Raw genomic sequence first — 17,452 nt, forward strand, 5'->3', positions numbered from 1 at the left:
CGCCGGCCCCGGGGCCGGCGGCGTCGACGGCGTGGACCGGGGCGGGACCGAAGGCGAGCAGGCCGCGCACGTCGCCCCCGGCGTCGCGCCGGGCGGTGCGCGGTGGCGAGCGGTTTTGGCCTACTTCCCGTGCGGGTCGGTGCCGTTGAGTGTCTCGACGACCTGGTCGTAGTCGCCGCGGGCCTCTCCGTAGCGCAGGAACTTCACGCGCTCGACCTGGATCTCCTTCGCGTCGGGCCGGGTCTCGATCAGACCGATCACCTCCGTGACGAACTCGTCGAGCGGCATGGCGTGTTCGTTGTCCTCGTGCCCGGGCAGCAGCGCGGTGCGGACGGACGGCGGTTCGAGTTCCACGACCTTCACCGAGGTGCCGGCGAACTGCAGCCGGATGGACTCGCTGAGCATGTGGATCGCCGCCTTCGACGCGTTGTAGCTCGGCGTGGCCCTGAGCGGCGTGAAGGCCAGACCTGAGGAGACGGTCATGATCGTGGCGTCCGGCTGTGCCTGCAGGTGCTCGACGAACGCGGCGATCAGACGGATCGGACCGAGCACGTTCGTCGTCACCGTGGACTCCGCGGAGGCGAGGAACGACGCGGGATCGCGCCAGTCCTCGACGCGCATCACGCCGGCCATGGTGACGAGGACGTTGAGATCCGGGTGACTGTCCAGCACCCGCTTCGCGGCGGAGGCGATGCTCGCGGCGTCCGTGGTGTCGATCTGCACGGTGTCGATGCCGGGGTGCTCGGCCGCGATCCGTTCCAGCAGCTCGGTGCGTCGGCCGCCGACGATGACGGTGTTCCCCCTGGCCTTCAGCTCGAGGGCGAGAGCGAGGCCGATGCCGCTGGTGGAGCCGGGGATGAAGATGGTGTTTCCGGAGATGTCCATGCCCCGATCGTCGCCGGTCCGCCGTCGCGGGGGCAGAGACCGGTTGTCGGGGGATCGGCGATCCCTGGCTCGGGCACCGGTGCCGGACGATAATCGCCTCCATGGACCGTGCAGCTCTGGCCGACTTCCTGCGCCGCCGCCGCGAGGCGCTGCAACCGGAGGACCTCGGCCTTCCCACAGGCGCACGCCGGCGGACCCGGGGTCTGCGGCGTGAGGAGGTCGCGTCGCTGGCCGTGATGTCGACCGACTACTACACCCGGCTGGAGCAGCGGCGCGGGCCGCAGCCCAGCGAGCACATGCTGGCCTCGCTCGCCCGGGCGCTGCGGCTGACGGGCGACGAGCGCACCTACCTGTACCGGATAGCCGGACACAACGCACCGGTGGCGCTGTCGGCCTCACCGCACGTCGCTCCCGCGCTGCTGCGGGTGCTGGACCGGCTCGACGACACCCCGGCGCTCGTTCTGACCGACCTCGGCGAGACGCTGGTGCAGAACAGGATGGCCGCCGCCCTGTTCGGGGACGCGTCGAAGCACACGGGGCTCGCCCGCAGCGCGATCTACCGCTGGTTCACCGATCCCGCGGAACGGTCGATCTACCCCGGGGCCGACCACGCCCGGCAGAGCCGCGCCCAGGTCGCCAACCTGCGCGCAGCCCATGGGCTGCGCGGCCCGCGCTCGCGGGCCGGTGAACTCGTGCGCGCCCTCCAGAAGGCGAACGAGGAGTTCGCCGAACTGTGGGCCCGCCATGAGGTGGCGCAGCGGTTCGAGGACCACAAGACGCTCATCCACCCCGAGCTCGGCGCGATCGAGCTGGACTGCCAGGCGCTGTTCACCGAGGACCAGTCCCAGACACTGCTCGTGCTCACGGCTCCGCCGCGCACCGAGGGCCACGAGAAGCTGCAACTGCTCGCCGTGCTCGGTCTGGACCGCTTCACCGAAGCGGAGCGCTAGGGACGGCGCCGGCGCGGCCCGGCGAGCACACGTGCAGGAAGGCGGCGGCCACGCCTCGGACGCGTCCCCGACCGGGACGCGTTTCCCTGGGGCCGGGACCGTGGAGCGTCCGGCTCTGGCTGCATGCCGCAGCGGCACGGGGACGTCCCTCCGCGATGAGTTCCGGCCCCGCCGCGAGTCTCTTCTGGTGACCGTCGTAGAGCGTCGTCGTACGGCGCCGCCCGGCACGAGGCACCACGGAGGAACACCATGACGACCACGCCGGAAGACCCGACCACCGCGCCGTCCGGACGCCCGCCCGTGGTCGACCTGGCCACCTGGCAGGCCGCACGTGACGAACTGCTGGTCCGCGAGAAGGCCCACACCCGTGAAGGCGACGCCATCGCCGCGGCCCGCCGCCGGCTGCCGATGGTGGAGTTCGACGGCACGGTCGAGGTCGTCGGACCCGACGGGCCGGTCCCGTTCCTGGACCTGTTCCAGGGGCGCGACGAACTCATGGTCTACAAGCACATGTGGTACGACGGCGCGCCGCACCAGGGGCAGTGCGAAGGCTGCACCACCACGGCCTGGCACCTGAAGGACGCCGTCTACCTCAACGCCCGCGGCGTCTCGTTCGCCGTCCTGACCACGGGCCCCTGGGACGAGGTGGCCTCCTACGTCGCGTTCATGGGCTACACCCAGCCCTGGTACTCGGTGCGCGACGTGGAGGCGCCGGTCGGCGGCGACATGGGGTATCTGACCTGCTTCCTCCGCGACGGCGACCGCGCGTTCCTCACCTACTCCACGACGGGCCGTGGCAACGAGCGGGTCAACGGCTCCCTCGGCCTGCTCGACATGACGCCCTACGGCCGCGGCGAGGCGTGGGAGGACAACCCCGAGGGCCGGCCCGAGGGGGGCAGCCCGTGCTGGTCCTGGCGCTCGGACGCGGACGGGAACGCCACCTGGGGCCCGACCAGCCGCCCCGTACCGCAGTGGACCCGCCCCGGCGCGACCCCCGTGGAGACCCTCGGCCGCCGCGGTCACCACCACTGACACGTACGAGGAGGACCGCGCGCCCGGGGGTGCCGCCCGGATTCCTCCGGGCGGAGCACCGCACATGAGGACGTCCGGTGGACCGGTGCCGGCGTGCTGTTCTCCGGGTCAGTGCCGACGGTCGTGATCGCCCCGGCGATGGTCCCGGCCGTCGTGGTCCCGGCCGTCGTGGTGGTCACGGCGCCGGTGGTCTCCGTCCAGGGGAACGGTGTCGCAGTACACCACCGGCCCCGGCGTGGTCGGCGGGGTTCCCGCGTCGGGCGGTATCCCGTCGGTCTCCATGACCAGCAGACGCAGTCGGTCCCGCCGCGCGCCCTCGGGCAGGGGGACCTGGCCGATGTAGGACGGGGTCCTGGTGGAAGCCGCGTCGATCGAGGTCAGCGTCACGGTCGTGTCGTGGAGCGTCACCCAGGCGAGGTCCTCGTCGGTGACGGCGTCGTTCCGCCGTTGCACGGTCGCCGTGACCCGGGGCGGCGGGGAGTCGGACGGGTCGTACGACGGGCCGGTGACGCTGACGGTCGGCATGTCGTCGAGCTTCACCCGCAGTTCACGGTCGGGCAGGGTCCGTACCAGGTCGGTGACCACGACCGGTGAGATCTCGGCTCCCGGGATCGAGTTCGGCTGGTAGCGGACCAGGGCCAGGCGGATGAACGGCAGACAGGTGTCCCCGGTGTCCAGGTCCAGGTCGCAGAACCAGCGGTCCCCCTCGGCGTCGAACTGCGGGGTGAAGCCCACGACGGTGACGGTGGGTGGCTGCGTGGGCGTCGCGGGGGTGACTCCCTCGGCGTGCCGCACCGCGTTGGTGAACGTCGACACGGTCGGGGGGAGGACTTCCGCGGAGCGGTGGACGGGGTCGCGGCCCATCAGGGTCACCTCCGGGGCGTTCGGGGCAGGTGTGCCGGCGCCCGCCGCCGGGCCGAGCACCACGCCGAGGAGTTCGCCGTCCCCCGAGGAGAACCAGGGACGCTGCAGGAACACCCGGATGCCGCCGCCACGGCGGCGCCGGACTACGGTGCCGGGCGGGCCCTCGACGGTCTCGAGGGACAGGGTGGGCACGCAGTACAGCACCCTGGGCGCGGTGGGCCTGGCGCTGCTGGGTACCGAGTGCTCCACGGCCGCGCCCCGGACGGTCCGGGCGCCCGCGTCGCCTTCGGCGAGCCGGGACGGGAAGTACTCACCGAACCTGGTGCCGGCCACCGGGTGGTAGAGCACCCTGCGGTGCTTGGTGTCGCCGAACTCGTGCTTCTTCGGTTCCGTGCTCCCCGGCCGCTCCGCGGTCGGGGAGTCGGATGCCTGGGTGCTGAAGGTCAGGGTGCCGTCCTGAAGGGTGGCCGGTGCGGCGCCGGCGCCGCCGTCGGCCGGGGCCAGCTTCGCGGTGAGGAGATCGAAGACCGGTGTGGTCATCGGACGCTCGGCGCGGCCCTCGTCGCCCTCGTCGACCACGTCCGTCCACCGTGCGACGAGCTCGACCCGGTCGGTGCTGCCCTGGTCCAGCCTGATCGTTCCGGCGAGGTGCTCGGCCGTGGCGTTCTCGGGGCGTCGCCCCGTGGGCCGCAGCTCCAGGACGGGTTGCCTCAGTGGCCGCTGTACCGCGTGCACCAGGGTGAGTTCCTGGCCGGGCGTGAACATCCAGTGGCGTCCGGCGGCCGCCATCTCCAGCGCGGTGGACGCCCTTTCCCGCACCTCCGCGTCCTGCCGTGCCGCCCTCTCCCCGGCCTCGGGCGCGGCCTGCGGGGCCGGCCGCGGGCCGGGCTGCTCGCGGCACCAGGAGGCCAGGCCCATCAGTGACTCGTCGAACCGGACCGCGGAGCACACCCGTACGGTGGCGACCTGGGCCTTGGGGAGCGAAACGGTCAGCACGCGTGAGGACTCGTCGAAGCGAGGTGGGGCATCGCCTTCCGCCAGCCGCAGCCGGAACGAGAGGGGCCGGTGCCAGACGCCGCCTCCCCACCCGACCTCGAACGGCTTCCCCTTCGGCATGCCCGGCAGATCGAACAGCAGGACGCCGGTGGCCAGCGGCTCGGGCAGATAGGGCAGTTCGACCTGTTCTCCGGTGTGCCGGACGGTCACCGCGGGGTGCTCCGGGTCGGCGGCGGGCGAGTCGACCGGTGTCACTTCGACGTCCGGCCGGTTCGGATCGCCGAGCGACCCGTTCTCGCGGGACGCCAGTTCGTAGCCCGCTTCCCTGGCCGCGTGGTCCTGCGAACCGATGGCCCCGTCGAGCAGCCCGTGCCGTTCGACACACTGCAGCGATGCCTTCGGAGCCACCAGGTGCCGTTCGTCGACCCCGTGGAAGGGGGTGTGCTCCCCTGTGGTGACCAGCGGCGAGGCATTGAGGGCGGCGGCGTACTGTTCGGCGGTCCGGGCCGGTTCCTCGTCCCCGGGGGGCCGGCGTGCCGCCGTGCCGGGAGTGCCTGCGGCGGTGTCGCAGTCGACGGCGAATCCGCTGTTGCGGCCGAGTTCCGTGAGGGACCGGCAGCCGGGGACGCCGTCGGCGTCCCTGCCGCGGAAGCCCTGTTCACGCTGTTCGGCGGCGTACGCCTCCCCGGTCTGCGAGCCGAAGTGGCCGGTCGCGCCGGCGGGGATGGGGTGGCCGCGAGCGATCAGGGCCTGCTGGACGAGGCGTACGTCGTCGTTGGTCATGCCCGGCTGTACGTCGGCCAGTACGACGGTCCGTGTCCCGGTGCCGGGGGCCGCACCGCCGGCCGGGCCGGGTGCGCTGCCCGGGGTGCTGCGGATGACCAGCCGGGACACCGAGGCGCCCTCGTCGAGCGGCAGCCTGGGGACGACGGCGGGGGCCGGCACGGACTCGAACCTCCGGAACAGCAGGGGCCCGTCCCCGGGCAGGGCCCAGTCGCCGTCGTGGTCCCGGTCCATCAGGGCATCGGCTTCCCGCAGGCCGAGGCCGTTGCCCGCCAGGTCGACGGTGCGCAGCCGGATCCGGTATCCACGGCCGTACCTGAGGCGGGGCAGCGAGCCCTCCAGCACCTTGACGTCGATCTCCAGCGGCAGCCGGGTCTGCCTCTCGTTGGCTGGCTCGACGACCTCGTCGGGCGCCCCTTGTCCGATGCCCAGGACCCGGCCGGGCCGGGGCGCGGAGAGTGACCAGTTCTCCCAGGTCGTGATCCGTTCGGGCACGTACATCCGGTCGCTGTCGGCATCGTCCGGCGGGGACACCAGGTTGATCTGGAAGAAGCCTTCGTCGGACGCCGTGAGCAGCGGTTCGCCGACGCCGGGGGAACGGTACGCGACCGTGCGCGCGTGCAACGAGTACCAGCGGCCCCGGGTGTCGTCCCACACGTCCATCCGGTGACCGCGGACCAGGTCCTCGGCGCTGAGATCCGGCATGTCCGCCGAGTCCGGCCGCTCCGGATGCGGTGCGTCCCCCGCCTGCCTCCTCGCCAGTGCGCCGGCGGCCGCGTCGTTGTCCTGGGCCGCCTTCTTGAAGTCGTCCTCGAGGAGCTCCAGGCGCTTGTCCCTGACCAGGGAGAGCCCCTGGGTGCGGACCGGGGCCAGCCCCTTGGTCTCCGGGGCCGGCTCGGCCGGGTCCGTCGCGGCGGCGCCGGTCTCGGCCGGATCTCGGGCGAGTTCCGCCAGCTTCAGCGCGGCGCTGTCGATGTCGGCCTGTTCGAGGGAGAAGTCGTCCTCGGGCAGCGCCAGCAGACCGAGCGCCGGAGAGCCGAGCGGACCGGTGCCGGCCTTCCGGGACGCGGGAACGAACAGCTTCCGGTCGGGAAGGCGGACGTAACGCGTGCGCGGGGCCAGGTCCTTGGACCGCGGGCCGAGTTCGGACGTCCAGTGCGGGACGACGCTCAGTGTGCGCTCGCCCGAGGATTCGGGGACGATCCCGTCCGGGAGGAGGAAGTCCAGGATCAGCCCGAGCCGTCGGAGCAGGGCCGGATGGTCGCCGAGCGAGGTGATCATCTGGTGGAAGTCCGGGTCGAGCTTCTTCGGCGGCGGAGGCGGCGGCGTCTCCCCGTCCGCGAGCGTCGGGGTGTTCCGGCCCAGCGGCTCGTGGAATTCCCGCACTTGGTTCAGGCCCTCGCGCATGGTGGTGGCCTGGGAGGAGATCCCCGGGTCCTCGGTGTTCATCATCTCCCGCATCATGGGACGCATTTCGGGGGGCTGCTCGGGAGACTCCCGTGCCGCCCACCCGTAGGCCGTCCGGGTCGCCTTGCTGACGCTCCGGGCCGAGTAGGTGCGGGCTTCGTGGGTCCGTGGGGCCATGTCCTGGAACACGTAGGGCTCCAGCGGGATGTCCTCGCCGCCGAAGAGTTTCGCCCAGAGCGCGGGGTCGGGGGCCGGGCCGGACGGTCGGACCTGGTCGCTGAAGGAAGGGGAGGTGCCGTCCCCGGGCCCGAACTCGAAGGTCGCTTCCCGCAGTCTGTCGGGCCAGGCGCAAAAGTCGGGGAAGGACCGCAGCGTGCCGCGTTCCGGCCGGTCCGGCGGTTGGGCCGGATCCGGGTCGGGGACCCCCAGTCGTGGGGTGACGAAGACCGACACCTTGAGCTGGGTGCCGTCCGCCGTGACGCCCGCCGGGAGCACGGTCCACAGGACTTGCTGCTCGAACTTCATGATCACTTCCCGCCCGGTCTACGGGGCTCCGTCGAAGCTCAGGCAGTAGTCCTTCCAGTGCGTCTCCTCGTCGAAGCAGTCGACGAAGGAGGGGTCGCCCGGCGCACCCGGGAAACTCCGCTCGAGCTCGAGGGATACGGACTTGCTGAAGAAGGCGATCTTCACACTCACCGTGAGGGTGCCCCTCCCCCGGACCACGGACCCGCCGGCGTGCTTCTCGTACGTGAGCTCCAGATAGAACTCGACGGAAACGGTGACGATGCCCAGCACGCTCAGGAAGCCGTTGCAGCGCAGGTAGCCGCCCACCTTCACGCTCCTGTCCCGGACTTCGAAGCGGACACCGGCCATGATGCTCACCCCGCCGCTCGCCACGCCCAGGTTCAGCGCCGCTCCCCCGCCGAACTCGATGGCGCCCTCGACCTCGATGCCCCCGGCCGCGTCGACCAGCAGGGAGAAGTAGCCACCGCCGCCGAACAGGGAGACGGTGACGTTGAAGGGACGCTGCCGCTCGGAGACCGAGAAGCGGAAGGAGATGGCCTTGCCGGGGTCGAAGGGGATGGTCAGTTCCGCCTTCAGGGAGACGTTGGCGAGTGAGAAGACGCCGATCCCGATGGTGGGGAGGGCCAGCGCGTACCCCGTGCGGATGCCCCAGGGCTGGACGTCCACGTACGCGCCGGAGCCGAAGGCGTCGGCGGGCAGGGCGCTGCGCAGGGTGTCGATGAACCGGAGCTCCCCCAGGAACCGCATCTCCAGGCCGGACGCCGACACGTCCGGTTTGTTGCCGGGGACGGCCCTGAACCTCAGGTCGGCGATGTCCACGCGGACGACGCCGCCGATGACCAGCGCGACATTGCGCAGCCGGCCCTCCACCGACGTCTTCTGCCCGCCGTCCTTCGCGATGGCCGTCCGCGCGTCCAGGGTCAGCACCGCGCGGGTCACGTCCAGGAGGAACACCTCGTCCGGCGACGCCGGTTGCGGTTTCTGCAGCTTGGTCTTCCACACGTAGCGCAGTTCCCTGCCCGTCCCGTCCGCGAGGTCACGGACGCGCAGCACCGGGGCCGGGATCACTCCCTCGGCGTCGTCCAGCAGGTTCTGGATCTCGGCGTCCCCGAGCTGCTTCAGACGGCCGAGGTGCTCGGTGGTGACGGGCGCCAGGAGTGCGGACAGGTCGACGAGGCCGAGCAGCTTGGCGCCGTCGAAGGCCTTCGCGACATCCCGCATGTCGGCCGCTTCGACGGCTCCGGTGGGGCCGGTCCTGAACATGTCCGGTACGACACCGGCCTGGCTGGTGATCACCTTGACCTCGGCGTTGGGCCGGGCGAGGCCTCCGGCCTTCTCCGCGGCGAAGTCGAGGCCGACCGCCTTCTTCAGGTCGAGGTAGGCGCGTGCCGGATGTGCCGCCATACCGCGGGCGCGGTAGACGGGGTCGAACTCCACGCTCACGTCCCCCGCCTCGGGGGCGAACGGTTCGAGGGCGGGAACCCGCACCTCGGCGGAGGACACGACGAGCATGCCGGCCAGCGGGTGCCCGCCTCCGGCCTCCTTCCGGACCAACGTGAAGACCAGTTCGCCCACCGCGTGAGCGGTGCTGCCGGGAGCGTCGGCGGGCGGCTGGGCCATGGCCATCACCTGCCCGTGCAGCGGCCGTTCGAGACGCTTCCTCTCCTTCGTCTCGTCCGACGTGTGAAGGTCGTTCAACGCCTTCCAGTCCTCGGTCCGTGAGTCGGGCACGAACACCAGCGGTGTGGTGAAGCTGACCTTGCGCCCCTCGTGGTCGGTCGCGAGAACGGTGAACTGGTGGTCCCCGCCGCCCTCGAGCTCGACCCAGAACGGCTCCGTGGCCTGCGGCTGGGCGTCCGGCCGGTCCAAGGGCCGCGGCGGCCACACGGGTTTGAGCGGCGGGGTGACCCGGTCGGTGATGCGCAGCACCCGGAAGGGCATCTCGCGTCCCTGGTTCGGGAAGCCGGTGCCCTCCCCGTAGTGCACTTCCGGTTCACGGGGAAGGATCCGGTCCTCCCGCTGCAGGTAGGCCACGACGCCGTCGTCCTTGTGGGCGACGAACAGCCGCTTGAACTCACTCACCAGGAGGGCCGGGTGCCCGAGCGAGAGGCAGCCGCGGGTGACGACCCTGACGAACTGGTCACGTCCGAGACCGGTGATGTGGTCGTACGCCACGAGTTCCGGGCTGCGCCTCATGAGCGTGCGGAACTGTTCCTTGGCGTCCGGTGACACGTCGTCCCAGGCGCCGTGCAGATGGGCGGACGCGCCCAGTGGTGTCGCGACGAACTGCTCGGCGCGCAGGGGGGCGCTGGGCAGCGGTATGGGCGCCTTGTCGGCGTCGATCAGCTCCGTACGGCTGGTGAGGGTGACCAGGTCCTCCAGATTCGCCTCGGTCAGCGGAACATGCGCGGGAACAGGGGGCCGCCCCTCGGCCCTCCTCAGGGCCCGCAGCAGTGCCTCGCCGCCCCGTTCGCCGTTCAGCAGGGCGTGCCACAGTCCGGTGCGGCCGTCGGCGTCGTGGGGCTCCGGCCGGCAGGTCCAGGTGACGGGTTCGTCGTAGGTGAGGAACAGCCGGGTGGGGAACTCGAGGACGCTTCCGGGCAGTCCGGAGGCGGGGACGCCCGGCTGGAGCAGCGGCACGGTCATCGGCACCAACCGCTCCCAGTCGAGCAGGGACGTCAAGGACAGGTCGAGGCTCTCCACTTCGGGCGGCACCGAGAAGACCAGTTGGGACACACCGGAGGTGAAGGCTTCCAGGGAGCCGGGGGGATCGGCCGTGGAGTCCTGTTTCCCGGGGACCTCCTCCCGGACGTGTTGCGGTGGCAGCCCGACGACGATCAGCGTCGGCGCGGCCGGCTCCCGCCGCACCAGGCGGCGGCCGTCGAACCGGAGGTTCACCAGGCTTATGTCGGCCACGAGCATGTCCGCAGGACGTACGACCCTGAACGGTCCCACCGCGCCGTCGTCACCGGGACGATCGGGGCGGCCACCGCCACCGGGACGGTCCGGGCGACCACCGCCTCCGGGACGGTCCGGGCGACCACCGCCTCCGGGACGGTCCGGGCGACCACCGCCTCCGGGACGGTCCGGGCGACCCCCACCACCGGGACGATCGGGGCGGCCTCCGCCACCGGGACGGTCCGGGCGACCCCCACCACCGGGACGGTCCGGACGGTCGCCGCCGGGGTGCCTGGGGCGGCCACCGCCGCCGGGACGGCCCCCTTGGTGACGTTCTCGCATGTCCCGCCCCGGTGCCGGCGTGACAGGAGGACGGCTGTGGGAAGCCATGGGGAACCCCCTCGTACGAGGGAAGGGAAGACCGGAGGGCGGGCCCCGTCCGAGGCCGCTCGCCTCTCCTTCTCCATGGTGCTCCCGAGGACGGAACATCACCAGTGAACGTGTCGAGCGGCTGCCGCATGGCACGGGGCGCCGGACGGTGAGACCCTGGAAGTGGTGCTGTGCGCCGCTCCACGCTCCCGCGAGGAGGGATGGTCATGGCCAAGCGTCTGGTCGTCTGCTGCGACGGCACTTGGAATTTCGCGGACCAGCCGAGCAAGACCAACGTCGCCAAGGTCGCCCTGTCGGTGCGCCCCGGTTCCGCCGCCGGGAAGGAACAGCGCGTCTACTACCACAGCGGCGTCGGCACCCACCGGTGGGAGCGTCTGCGCGGCGGCGCGTTCGGTGTGGGGCTGTCCCGGAACGTCGTGGACGCCTACCGGTTCCTCGTCGAGACGTACGAGCCCGACGACGAGCTGTTCCTCTTCGGCTTCAGCCGCGGTGCGTTCACCGCCCGCAGCCTGGCGGGGCTGGTGCACAACAGCGGCATCCTGCGCCGGGACCACGCCGACCGGATCCCGGAGGCCTGGGCCCTGTACCGTGACCGCGTCGAGCAGCCGAACGGCGCGGCCGCCACGTTGTTCCGCCGCTCGTACGCGCGCGAGACGGAGATCAGGTTCGTCGGGGTGTGGGACACCGTCGGCGCCCTGGGCATCCCGGTCCCGGACACTCCCTGGCTGCGGCCGGCGGCGGACCGGTTCAACCGCCGCTGGGCGTTCCACGACACCGAGCTGAGCGACCGGGTCGGGGCGGCCTTCCACGCGCTGGCCGTCGACGAACAGCGCTCGGCGTTCCGGCCGGCCCTGTGGCACCGGCGGCCCGACTCCGCCGCGCGGGGCCAGGAGTTGAAGCAGGTGTGGTTCGCCGGGGTGCACAGCGATGTCGGCGGCGGCTACGAGGAGACGGGACTGTCCGACATCGCCCTGCTGTGGATGGTCGCCCATGCCCGCAGGCACGGTCTGGAGTTCGACGCCGGTGCGCTCGGCACGGAGGGACCCCGGGTGATGAAGCCCGAGGAATGCGTCGACTTCCGTGTACGGCCGGACGGTTCGGGCACTCTCCACGCCTCACGGACGGGCGTGTACCGGCTGGCCAGGCCGCTGCACCGGCCGCTCGGGAAGGCGGTGGACGACCACGGCGAGCCCGACGGCAACGAGTTCCTGGCGGTGCCCGCCAAGGAGCGCTACGACCGGGACCCGCACTACCGGCCGTCGGAGCTGGAGGGTTACCTGGGCAGGCAGGAACGGGTCCGGCTGGAGCCCGTCCTGCTGCCGGACCTCGCCTCGAGCCTGCCGCCCATGCCTCCCGCCGCGTCCGGTCCGGGAACGGCGGCCGACGCGCGGGACGGACTCCACCGTGCCACCTGACACCGGTCGGCCGCGGCGATATCCCTTTGCGCGGCGTCTCCCGGCCTGGTTGGCTCACGCCCATGACCTGGCTTCCGCATGATTTCGTCCACCCCCTCCACGTCGACATACCCGACGGCGGAGGTCACCGGCTGCGCCCGATCAGCGGTGCGGACGCGCCGCTGGACTACCCGACGGTGATGGGTTCGCGGGAGCGGCTGTGGTCGATCTTCGGCCCTGCGTGGGGCTGGCCGGCGACCACGATGTCGTACGAGGCGAACCTCGCCGATCTGGAGCGGCACGCCGCGGAGATCGAGGCGCACGAGTCGTTCAACTACACGATCGAGAACGCGGACCGCACCGCCCTGCGCGGCTGCGTCTACATCGACCCGCCCGAGAAGCAGGGGGCGGACGCCGAGATCTCCTGGTGGGTGGTGGACGACGAGGTGGGCGGTGCGCTGGAGCGGGCACTGGACGCGTTCGTGCCGCGCTGGATCGCCGAGGACTGGCCCTTCGAGCGGCCGCGCTTCATCGGCCGGGACGTGACCTGGGGGGAGTGGCTCCGGCTGCCCGACCGTGCGTGAGCGGAGCCGTTCGATCCTGTTCGAGCGTGCTGCGTCGGTCCCGGTGGGCAGACATGTCCCGATCGGTGATCGAGCAAAGGGGACAAGGTGACGCGGAACTCCGCCGACGCGGTGGAATCGATGGAGCAGCTCGCCACGGTCTGGCGGGGCATGGTGCTCGACCGGGATCCGGGCGCGGACGTACGTGACCTGCCGGGCATCGCGGTGCGCTGGGCGGAGTGCCGGTTCGGCTTCTGGAACTGCGTCACGCTCACCGACGCCGGGGCGGACGCGGACCTCATGGAGGAGCGGCTGGGGCAGGCGGCGGACATCATGCGGGCGAAGAGGCACGCGGGCTTTCTGTGGGTCTTCGAGGACCTCCTCGACGCCGGGGCACGCCCGCGCTTGACGGAAGCGGCCGAGCGGGCCGGTCTGGCGCACGCCTTCTCGGGCACCGGTATGGCCGGCGACCTGCTGCCGGTCCCCGAACCGGCGCACCCGGACCTGACGTTCACGCGGGTCGGCACGGACGAGCACCTGCGGGCCTACGCCGACCTCAACTCGCGCGCCTACGGCATGCCGCTGGAGGCCGGCCGCGACGGCCTCGTGGGCTCGAGGCTGTGGAGGACGGGGGTGCACGCCTACCTGGGCATGCGGGACGGCGTTCCGGTGACGTGCGCCGGTGCCGTGGAGGCGGACGGCCGCCTCTTCGTCGTGCTGGTGGCCACGGATCCGCGGTGGGAGCGCAGAGGGTACGGGGAGGCGGTGACCCGCAAGGCCCTGTACGAGGGCGCCCGGGCCACCGGTCTGACCCGTGCCACGCTGCACGCGACCGCGGCCGGGGCCCCCGTGTACCCGCGGATCGGCTTCGAGCCGAACAGCCCGCTGCACTTCTTCACCCTGGGAAGCTGACGGGCCGGATGCCGCCACCGCGCTGTGCGCGGTGGCGCGCGAACGCGGCCTCCCGCGCCCGGTCCACGGTGGGCGGCGTGCCGGTGGGGCCGGAGGGAGGCGGTCCGGACACGGGGGCTACCCGTCGTGCGAGGACCGCCGGGGCTCCCGCCCCTCCGACGCCTCACCACCGGCGTTCGCTCCGCCGGGGCTCCCGTGGAGAATCTCGCGCACCTCGCGCAGGCGCCGCACCTGCCGGCCGCCCTGCCATGCCAGCAGCGGCAGAACGATCGCGCCCAGCAGACCGAGGACCAGCGCCTGCCGGACCTGGCCCAGGAGGAGCGGTGCGGCGACGAGCAGCGCGTACATCAGGCAGAGGACCGCCAGGGCGGGGCGCCGGTGCCGGGTGCGGTGCAGCCGCTGCTCCACCAGGCCCAGCATGGCCTCCCGGTCGGCGGGCGAGGAGGGGATCTCCCCGTGGCGCAGCCGGCGGTCCAGGGTGACCAGGCGGTCGCCCGAGCCGCCGGCCGCGCGCTTCTCCCGGGCCCGCAGCACCAGCAGGACGGCCACCGCGCCCACCGAGGTCACGGCGGACCGCGCCAGCACCACGAGGGCCGGCTCCCCCGGCGACATCAGCATGATCACCGCCCAGCCCAGGAGGACGACGAGCAGTACCTGGGCCCATATGTGGCGGCCGAGGAAGGTGTTGAGCCGTTCCACCGCCGCCCCTACCGCCCGGGCCCGACGTCGCCGCGTCGGACACCTGCCGTCCGGGCGTACAGCGCGGCCGCCAGCAGCACGCAGGCCACCGCGCTGTACGCCCATCCCGTCGTTCCGCGCGCCACGCCGACGACGCTCCACACCGCCCACAGGGCGAGCACCACGCACAGGGCCGTCGAGGCGATGTCGGCGACGCGTGCGCGCAACCGGTCGCGCTGGCGCGTGCCCGGTTCGAGGTCACCGAGTTCCTGTCCGCCGTCCTCGTGACGCGCTCCCATGGTCGGCCTCCTTGCGTACTTTGCCTTGTTCGTCCCTGACGCCCTACCGGCTACCCCCGGTCGGAGGCGTCAAGCGGCGGACGGGCCGGGGAAGTTGCCGGGATCAGGGCAGGGTCCACTTCTGGTTGGGTCCGGTGTGGCAGGTCCACAGGTGGACCGGCGTACCGTCGTTCCACGTACCGCCCGAGGCGTCCAGGCACTTGCCCGACTGCGGGTTGCGGACCGTACCGTCGGACCCGGCCGCCCACTTCTGCGCACCCGTCCCGTTGCACGTCCACAACTGGATCCGCGTACCGTCCGCACTCCCGCCACCGGACACGTCCAGACACTTGCCCAACGCCCTCAACGTCCCGTCGTCCGCCACCGTCCACCGCTGCGCCGCCGACGCGTTGCACGTCCAGACCTGCACCTCCGTACCGTCCGCCGTACCCGCGTTGTCCACGTCCAGACACTTGCCGTTCACCCCCCTCACCTCACCCGAGCGGGTGCCGCCGGTGGAGGTGGTGAAGGAGAACTCGTCCACGTCGAACAGGGCGCCGCTGCCGCCCTTGAAGACGAGGTACAGGGTGGTGGTGCCGGCCGGCCCGCCGGTCAGGGACGCCGTGACGTCCTGGAAGGTCTCCCAGCCACCGGTGACCGGCACGGTGGCCGTGCCGAGCAGGGTGCCGGCCGGGGAACCCGCGCGGACTTCGAGGGTGCCGCCGCTGCCCGCCGAGGAGACGCGGGCGGTGAGGCCGGTGACGTTGTCGAGGGTGTAGGGCCTGAAGGAGATCCAGTCGCCGTCGTGGATGTCGCCGACCGTCCTGCCGCCGTGCGCGGGCGTGTGGTTGACGACCGTCACTCCGGCGGAGTCGCCGTGGTGTTCGGCCTGCCGGTGGCCGGGCTGGGTGATGTGCTGGTCGTGCGCGGTGAGCGCGGGCTGGCCGTTGGCGCCCTTGTCGGTGTACTCGGCGTCGACGACGCCGAAGATGTTGGCGTTGGGGTCGTGTTCGCCGTCGGCCAGGGTCTGCAGGGTGCCGGTGCAGCCGGTGGCCGAGGTCTGCGGGTGGCCGTGGCTGTCGTGACCGATGATGAAGGTGACCTTCACCTTGGCGCAGTCGATCGTGCCGTCCTCCGGGTCGGTGACCGTGACCTTGAAGGGGATGGCGTCGCCGAAGTCGTGGATCCGTCCGTCGGCCGGGGTGTCGAGCCGTACGGTCGGGGCGGTGTTGCCGACGGTGATCTGTACGGATGCCGTGGCGGACTTGCCGGTGGGGTCGGTGACCTTCAGCGTCGCGGTGTACTGGCCGTTGGTGGTGTAGGTGTGGGACGGGTCGGCCGCGGTGGAGGTGGCGCCGTCGCCGAAGGTCCAGGCGTGGGTGAGCGCGCCCCCGTCCGGGTCGGAGCTGCCGGCCGAGGAGAAACCGACGGTGAGGGGTGCCGTGCCGGAGGTGGTGTCCGCCTCGGCCTGGGCCACGGGGGCGCGCCCGCCGGTCACGTGCTCGATGCGGTACAGGGCGGAGTTGGCGTCGCCGTTGAAGTATCCGGTGCCGTAGTCCAGGACGTAGAGGGCGCCGTCCGGGCCGAAGGCCATGTCCATCACCTGGGTGCCCGCCCAGGGGAAGGCGTTGACGGACTGCACGCTTCCGTCACCACCGGTCTCGATCCGCTTGATCCAGCGGCGGCCGAACTCGCCGGCGAAGAAGTCGCCGTCGTACTCGGCGGGGAACTTCACCTCGGAGGTGGAGTTCGCGTCGTACCGGTAGACGGGTCCGCCCATGGGGGACTCGGATCCGTTGCCGAACTCGGGGACGGAGGCGCCGTCGTAGGGGATCCAGGCGGGCTGGGCGGGCGGCAGGTCGGTCAGGCCGGTGTTGTGCGGCGAAGTGTTCCTCGGTGCCGAGCAGTCGTAGGCCGTGCCCGAGGTGCCGGAGCCGAAGTCGTAGTCGGTGTAGGCGTTGTTCTTTCCGGTGCAGTAGGGCCAGCCGAAGTTGCCGGCCTTGGTGATCCGGTTGAACTCGACCTGTCCGCCGGGGCCGCGGGAGGGGTTGGCGGTGCCGGCGTCGGGGCCGTAGTCACCTACGTGGACGGTGCCCGTGGCCTTGTCGACGCTCATCCGGAAGGGGTTGCGGAAGCCCATCGCGTAGATCTCGGGCCGGGTCCTGGGGGTGCCGGGCGCGAAGAGGTTGCCCGCCGGGATGCCGTAGGTGCCGTCGGGGTTCACCTTGATCCGCAGGATCTTGCCGCGCAGGTCGTCGGTGTTGCCCGAGGAACGCTGGGCGTCGTAGGCGGGGTTGCGGGTGGCCCGCTCGTCGATGGGGGTGTAGCCGTCCGAGGCGAAGGGATTGGTGTCGTCGCCCGTCGACAGGTACAGGTTGCCCGCCGCGTCGAAGTCGATGTCACCGCCGACATGGCAGCACAGACCGCGGGAGGCGGGCACGTCGAGGATCTTCTTCTCGCTCCCCACGTCGAGGGTGCCGTCGGTCCGCAGGACGAAACGGGAGAGCCGGTTGACACCGTCGAACGGGGTGAAGTCGGCTGCCGTTCCGTCGGCGGGGGCGTCGCCTGCCGGGGTGTTCAGCTCGGGGGCGTAGTACAGGTAGACGAAGCGGTTGGCGGAGAAGCCGGGGTCGGCCGCGACGCCCTGCAGGCCCTCCTCGTCGTGGCTGTACACGTCCAGCCTGCCCGCCACGGTGGTGGTGCCGGCCGCGTCGGTCCGTCGCAGGGTACCGTCGCGCGAGGTGTGCAGCACCGAGCGGTCCGGCAGGACGGCCAGGGTCATCGGCTCGCCCGTTTCGGCCACGCCCTTGGCGAGGGTGACCTGCTGGAAGTCCTCGGCCGCCGCGGCGGCGCCGCCGGGTCCGGCCGGGGCGGCGGCGGGGGCCCCGGCGGCCGGG

The 17,452-nt window shown here is 72.1% G+C and carries 12 protein-coding genes; 5 read left to right on the forward strand and 7 right to left on the reverse strand.

Annotation, left to right across the window (positions count from 1 at the left end):
* Positions 1 to 120: 120 nt before the first annotated feature.
* Entirely contained in the window at positions 121 to 885 is a 765-nt protein-coding gene (locus B7767_RS07845) for an SDR family oxidoreductase (protein ID WP_085571523.1), read from the reverse strand.
* A gap of 101 nt (positions 886 to 986) precedes the next feature.
* Between B7767_RS07845 and B7767_RS07850 the strand changes: the two genes are divergently transcribed.
* Both B7767_RS07850 and B7767_RS07855 read left to right on the forward strand, forming a co-directional pair.
* A complete protein-coding gene (locus B7767_RS07850; RefSeq protein ID WP_085571524.1) occupies positions 987 to 1,835 on the forward strand; it encodes a helix-turn-helix transcriptional regulator in 849 nt (282 codons plus the stop codon).
* A gap of 249 nt (positions 1,836 to 2,084) precedes the next feature.
* Entirely contained in the window at positions 2,085 to 2,867 is a 783-nt protein-coding gene (locus tag B7767_RS07855; RefSeq protein WP_085571525.1) for a DUF899 domain-containing protein, read from the forward strand.
* Between the two features lie 108 nt (positions 2,868 to 2,975).
* On the opposite strand, the gene B7767_RS44440 is transcribed toward B7767_RS07855, so the two are convergent.
* The 3 genes from B7767_RS44440 to B7767_RS44445 are packed head-to-tail and all read right to left on the reverse strand — an operon-like array spanning position 2,976 to position 10,597.
* The gene (locus tag B7767_RS44440; RefSeq protein ID WP_143652272.1) at positions 2,976 to 7,442 is read right to left on the reverse strand and encodes a peptidoglycan-binding protein; all 4,467 of its coding nucleotides are present in this window, start codon (positions 7,440 to 7,442) and stop codon (positions 2,976 to 2,978) included.
* Positions 7,443 to 7,460: 18 nt separating this feature from the next.
* Complete coding sequence (locus B7767_RS46200) at positions 7,461 to 10,364, reverse strand: hypothetical protein (protein WP_179167063.1); 2,904 nt, start codon at positions 10,362 to 10,364, stop codon at positions 7,461 to 7,463.
* Entirely contained in the window at positions 10,346 to 10,597 is a 252-nt protein-coding gene (locus tag B7767_RS44445) for a hypothetical protein (protein WP_179167064.1), read from the reverse strand. Before B7767_RS44445 ends, B7767_RS46200 begins: the two co-directional genes overlap by 19 nt.
* A gap of 339 nt (positions 10,598 to 10,936) precedes the next feature.
* Here B7767_RS44445 and B7767_RS07870 point away from each other — a divergent pair, with 339 nt between their 5' ends.
* From B7767_RS07870 to B7767_RS07880, 3 genes are all read left to right on the forward strand, one after another.
* Positions 10,937 to 12,145: a DUF2235 domain-containing protein gene (locus B7767_RS07870; RefSeq protein ID WP_085571532.1), complete on the forward strand. Its 1,209-nt coding sequence runs from the start codon at positions 10,937 to 10,939 to the stop codon at positions 12,143 to 12,145.
* A gap of 62 nt (positions 12,146 to 12,207) precedes the next feature.
* Positions 12,208 to 12,708, forward strand: a complete 501-nt coding sequence (locus B7767_RS07875; RefSeq protein WP_085571528.1) for a GNAT family N-acetyltransferase — start codon at positions 12,208 to 12,210, stop codon at positions 12,706 to 12,708.
* Positions 12,709 to 12,828: 120 nt separating this feature from the next.
* Positions 12,829 to 13,599: a GNAT family N-acetyltransferase gene (locus tag B7767_RS07880; RefSeq protein ID WP_085571533.1), complete on the forward strand. Its 771-nt coding sequence runs from the start codon at positions 12,829 to 12,831 to the stop codon at positions 13,597 to 13,599.
* Between the two features lie 117 nt (positions 13,600 to 13,716).
* Here the strand turns inward: B7767_RS07880 and B7767_RS46205 are convergent, their stop codons facing one another.
* The 3 genes from B7767_RS46205 to B7767_RS07895 all read right to left on the reverse strand — a co-directional run.
* Positions 13,717 to 14,298 carry a hypothetical protein gene (locus B7767_RS46205; RefSeq protein ID WP_085571529.1) on the reverse strand — a complete coding sequence of 194 codons (582 nt, stop codon included), beginning with the start codon at positions 14,296 to 14,298 and terminating at the stop codon, positions 13,717 to 13,719.
* Positions 14,299 to 14,306: 8 nt separating this feature from the next.
* Complete coding sequence (locus B7767_RS07890) at positions 14,307 to 14,576, reverse strand: hypothetical protein (RefSeq protein ID WP_085571530.1); 270 nt, start codon at positions 14,574 to 14,576, stop codon at positions 14,307 to 14,309.
* Between the two features lie 103 nt (positions 14,577 to 14,679).
* Positions 14,680 to 17,452, reverse strand: a 2,773-nt coding sequence (locus tag B7767_RS07895; RefSeq protein WP_085571531.1) for a lectin, incomplete at its 5' end; no start/stop codon positions are given.

This window comes from Streptomyces sp. 13-12-16, from assembly GCF_002114215.1.
In the GTDB taxonomy this organism is placed as follows: Bacteria; Actinomycetota; Actinomycetes; order Streptomycetales; family Streptomycetaceae; genus Streptomyces.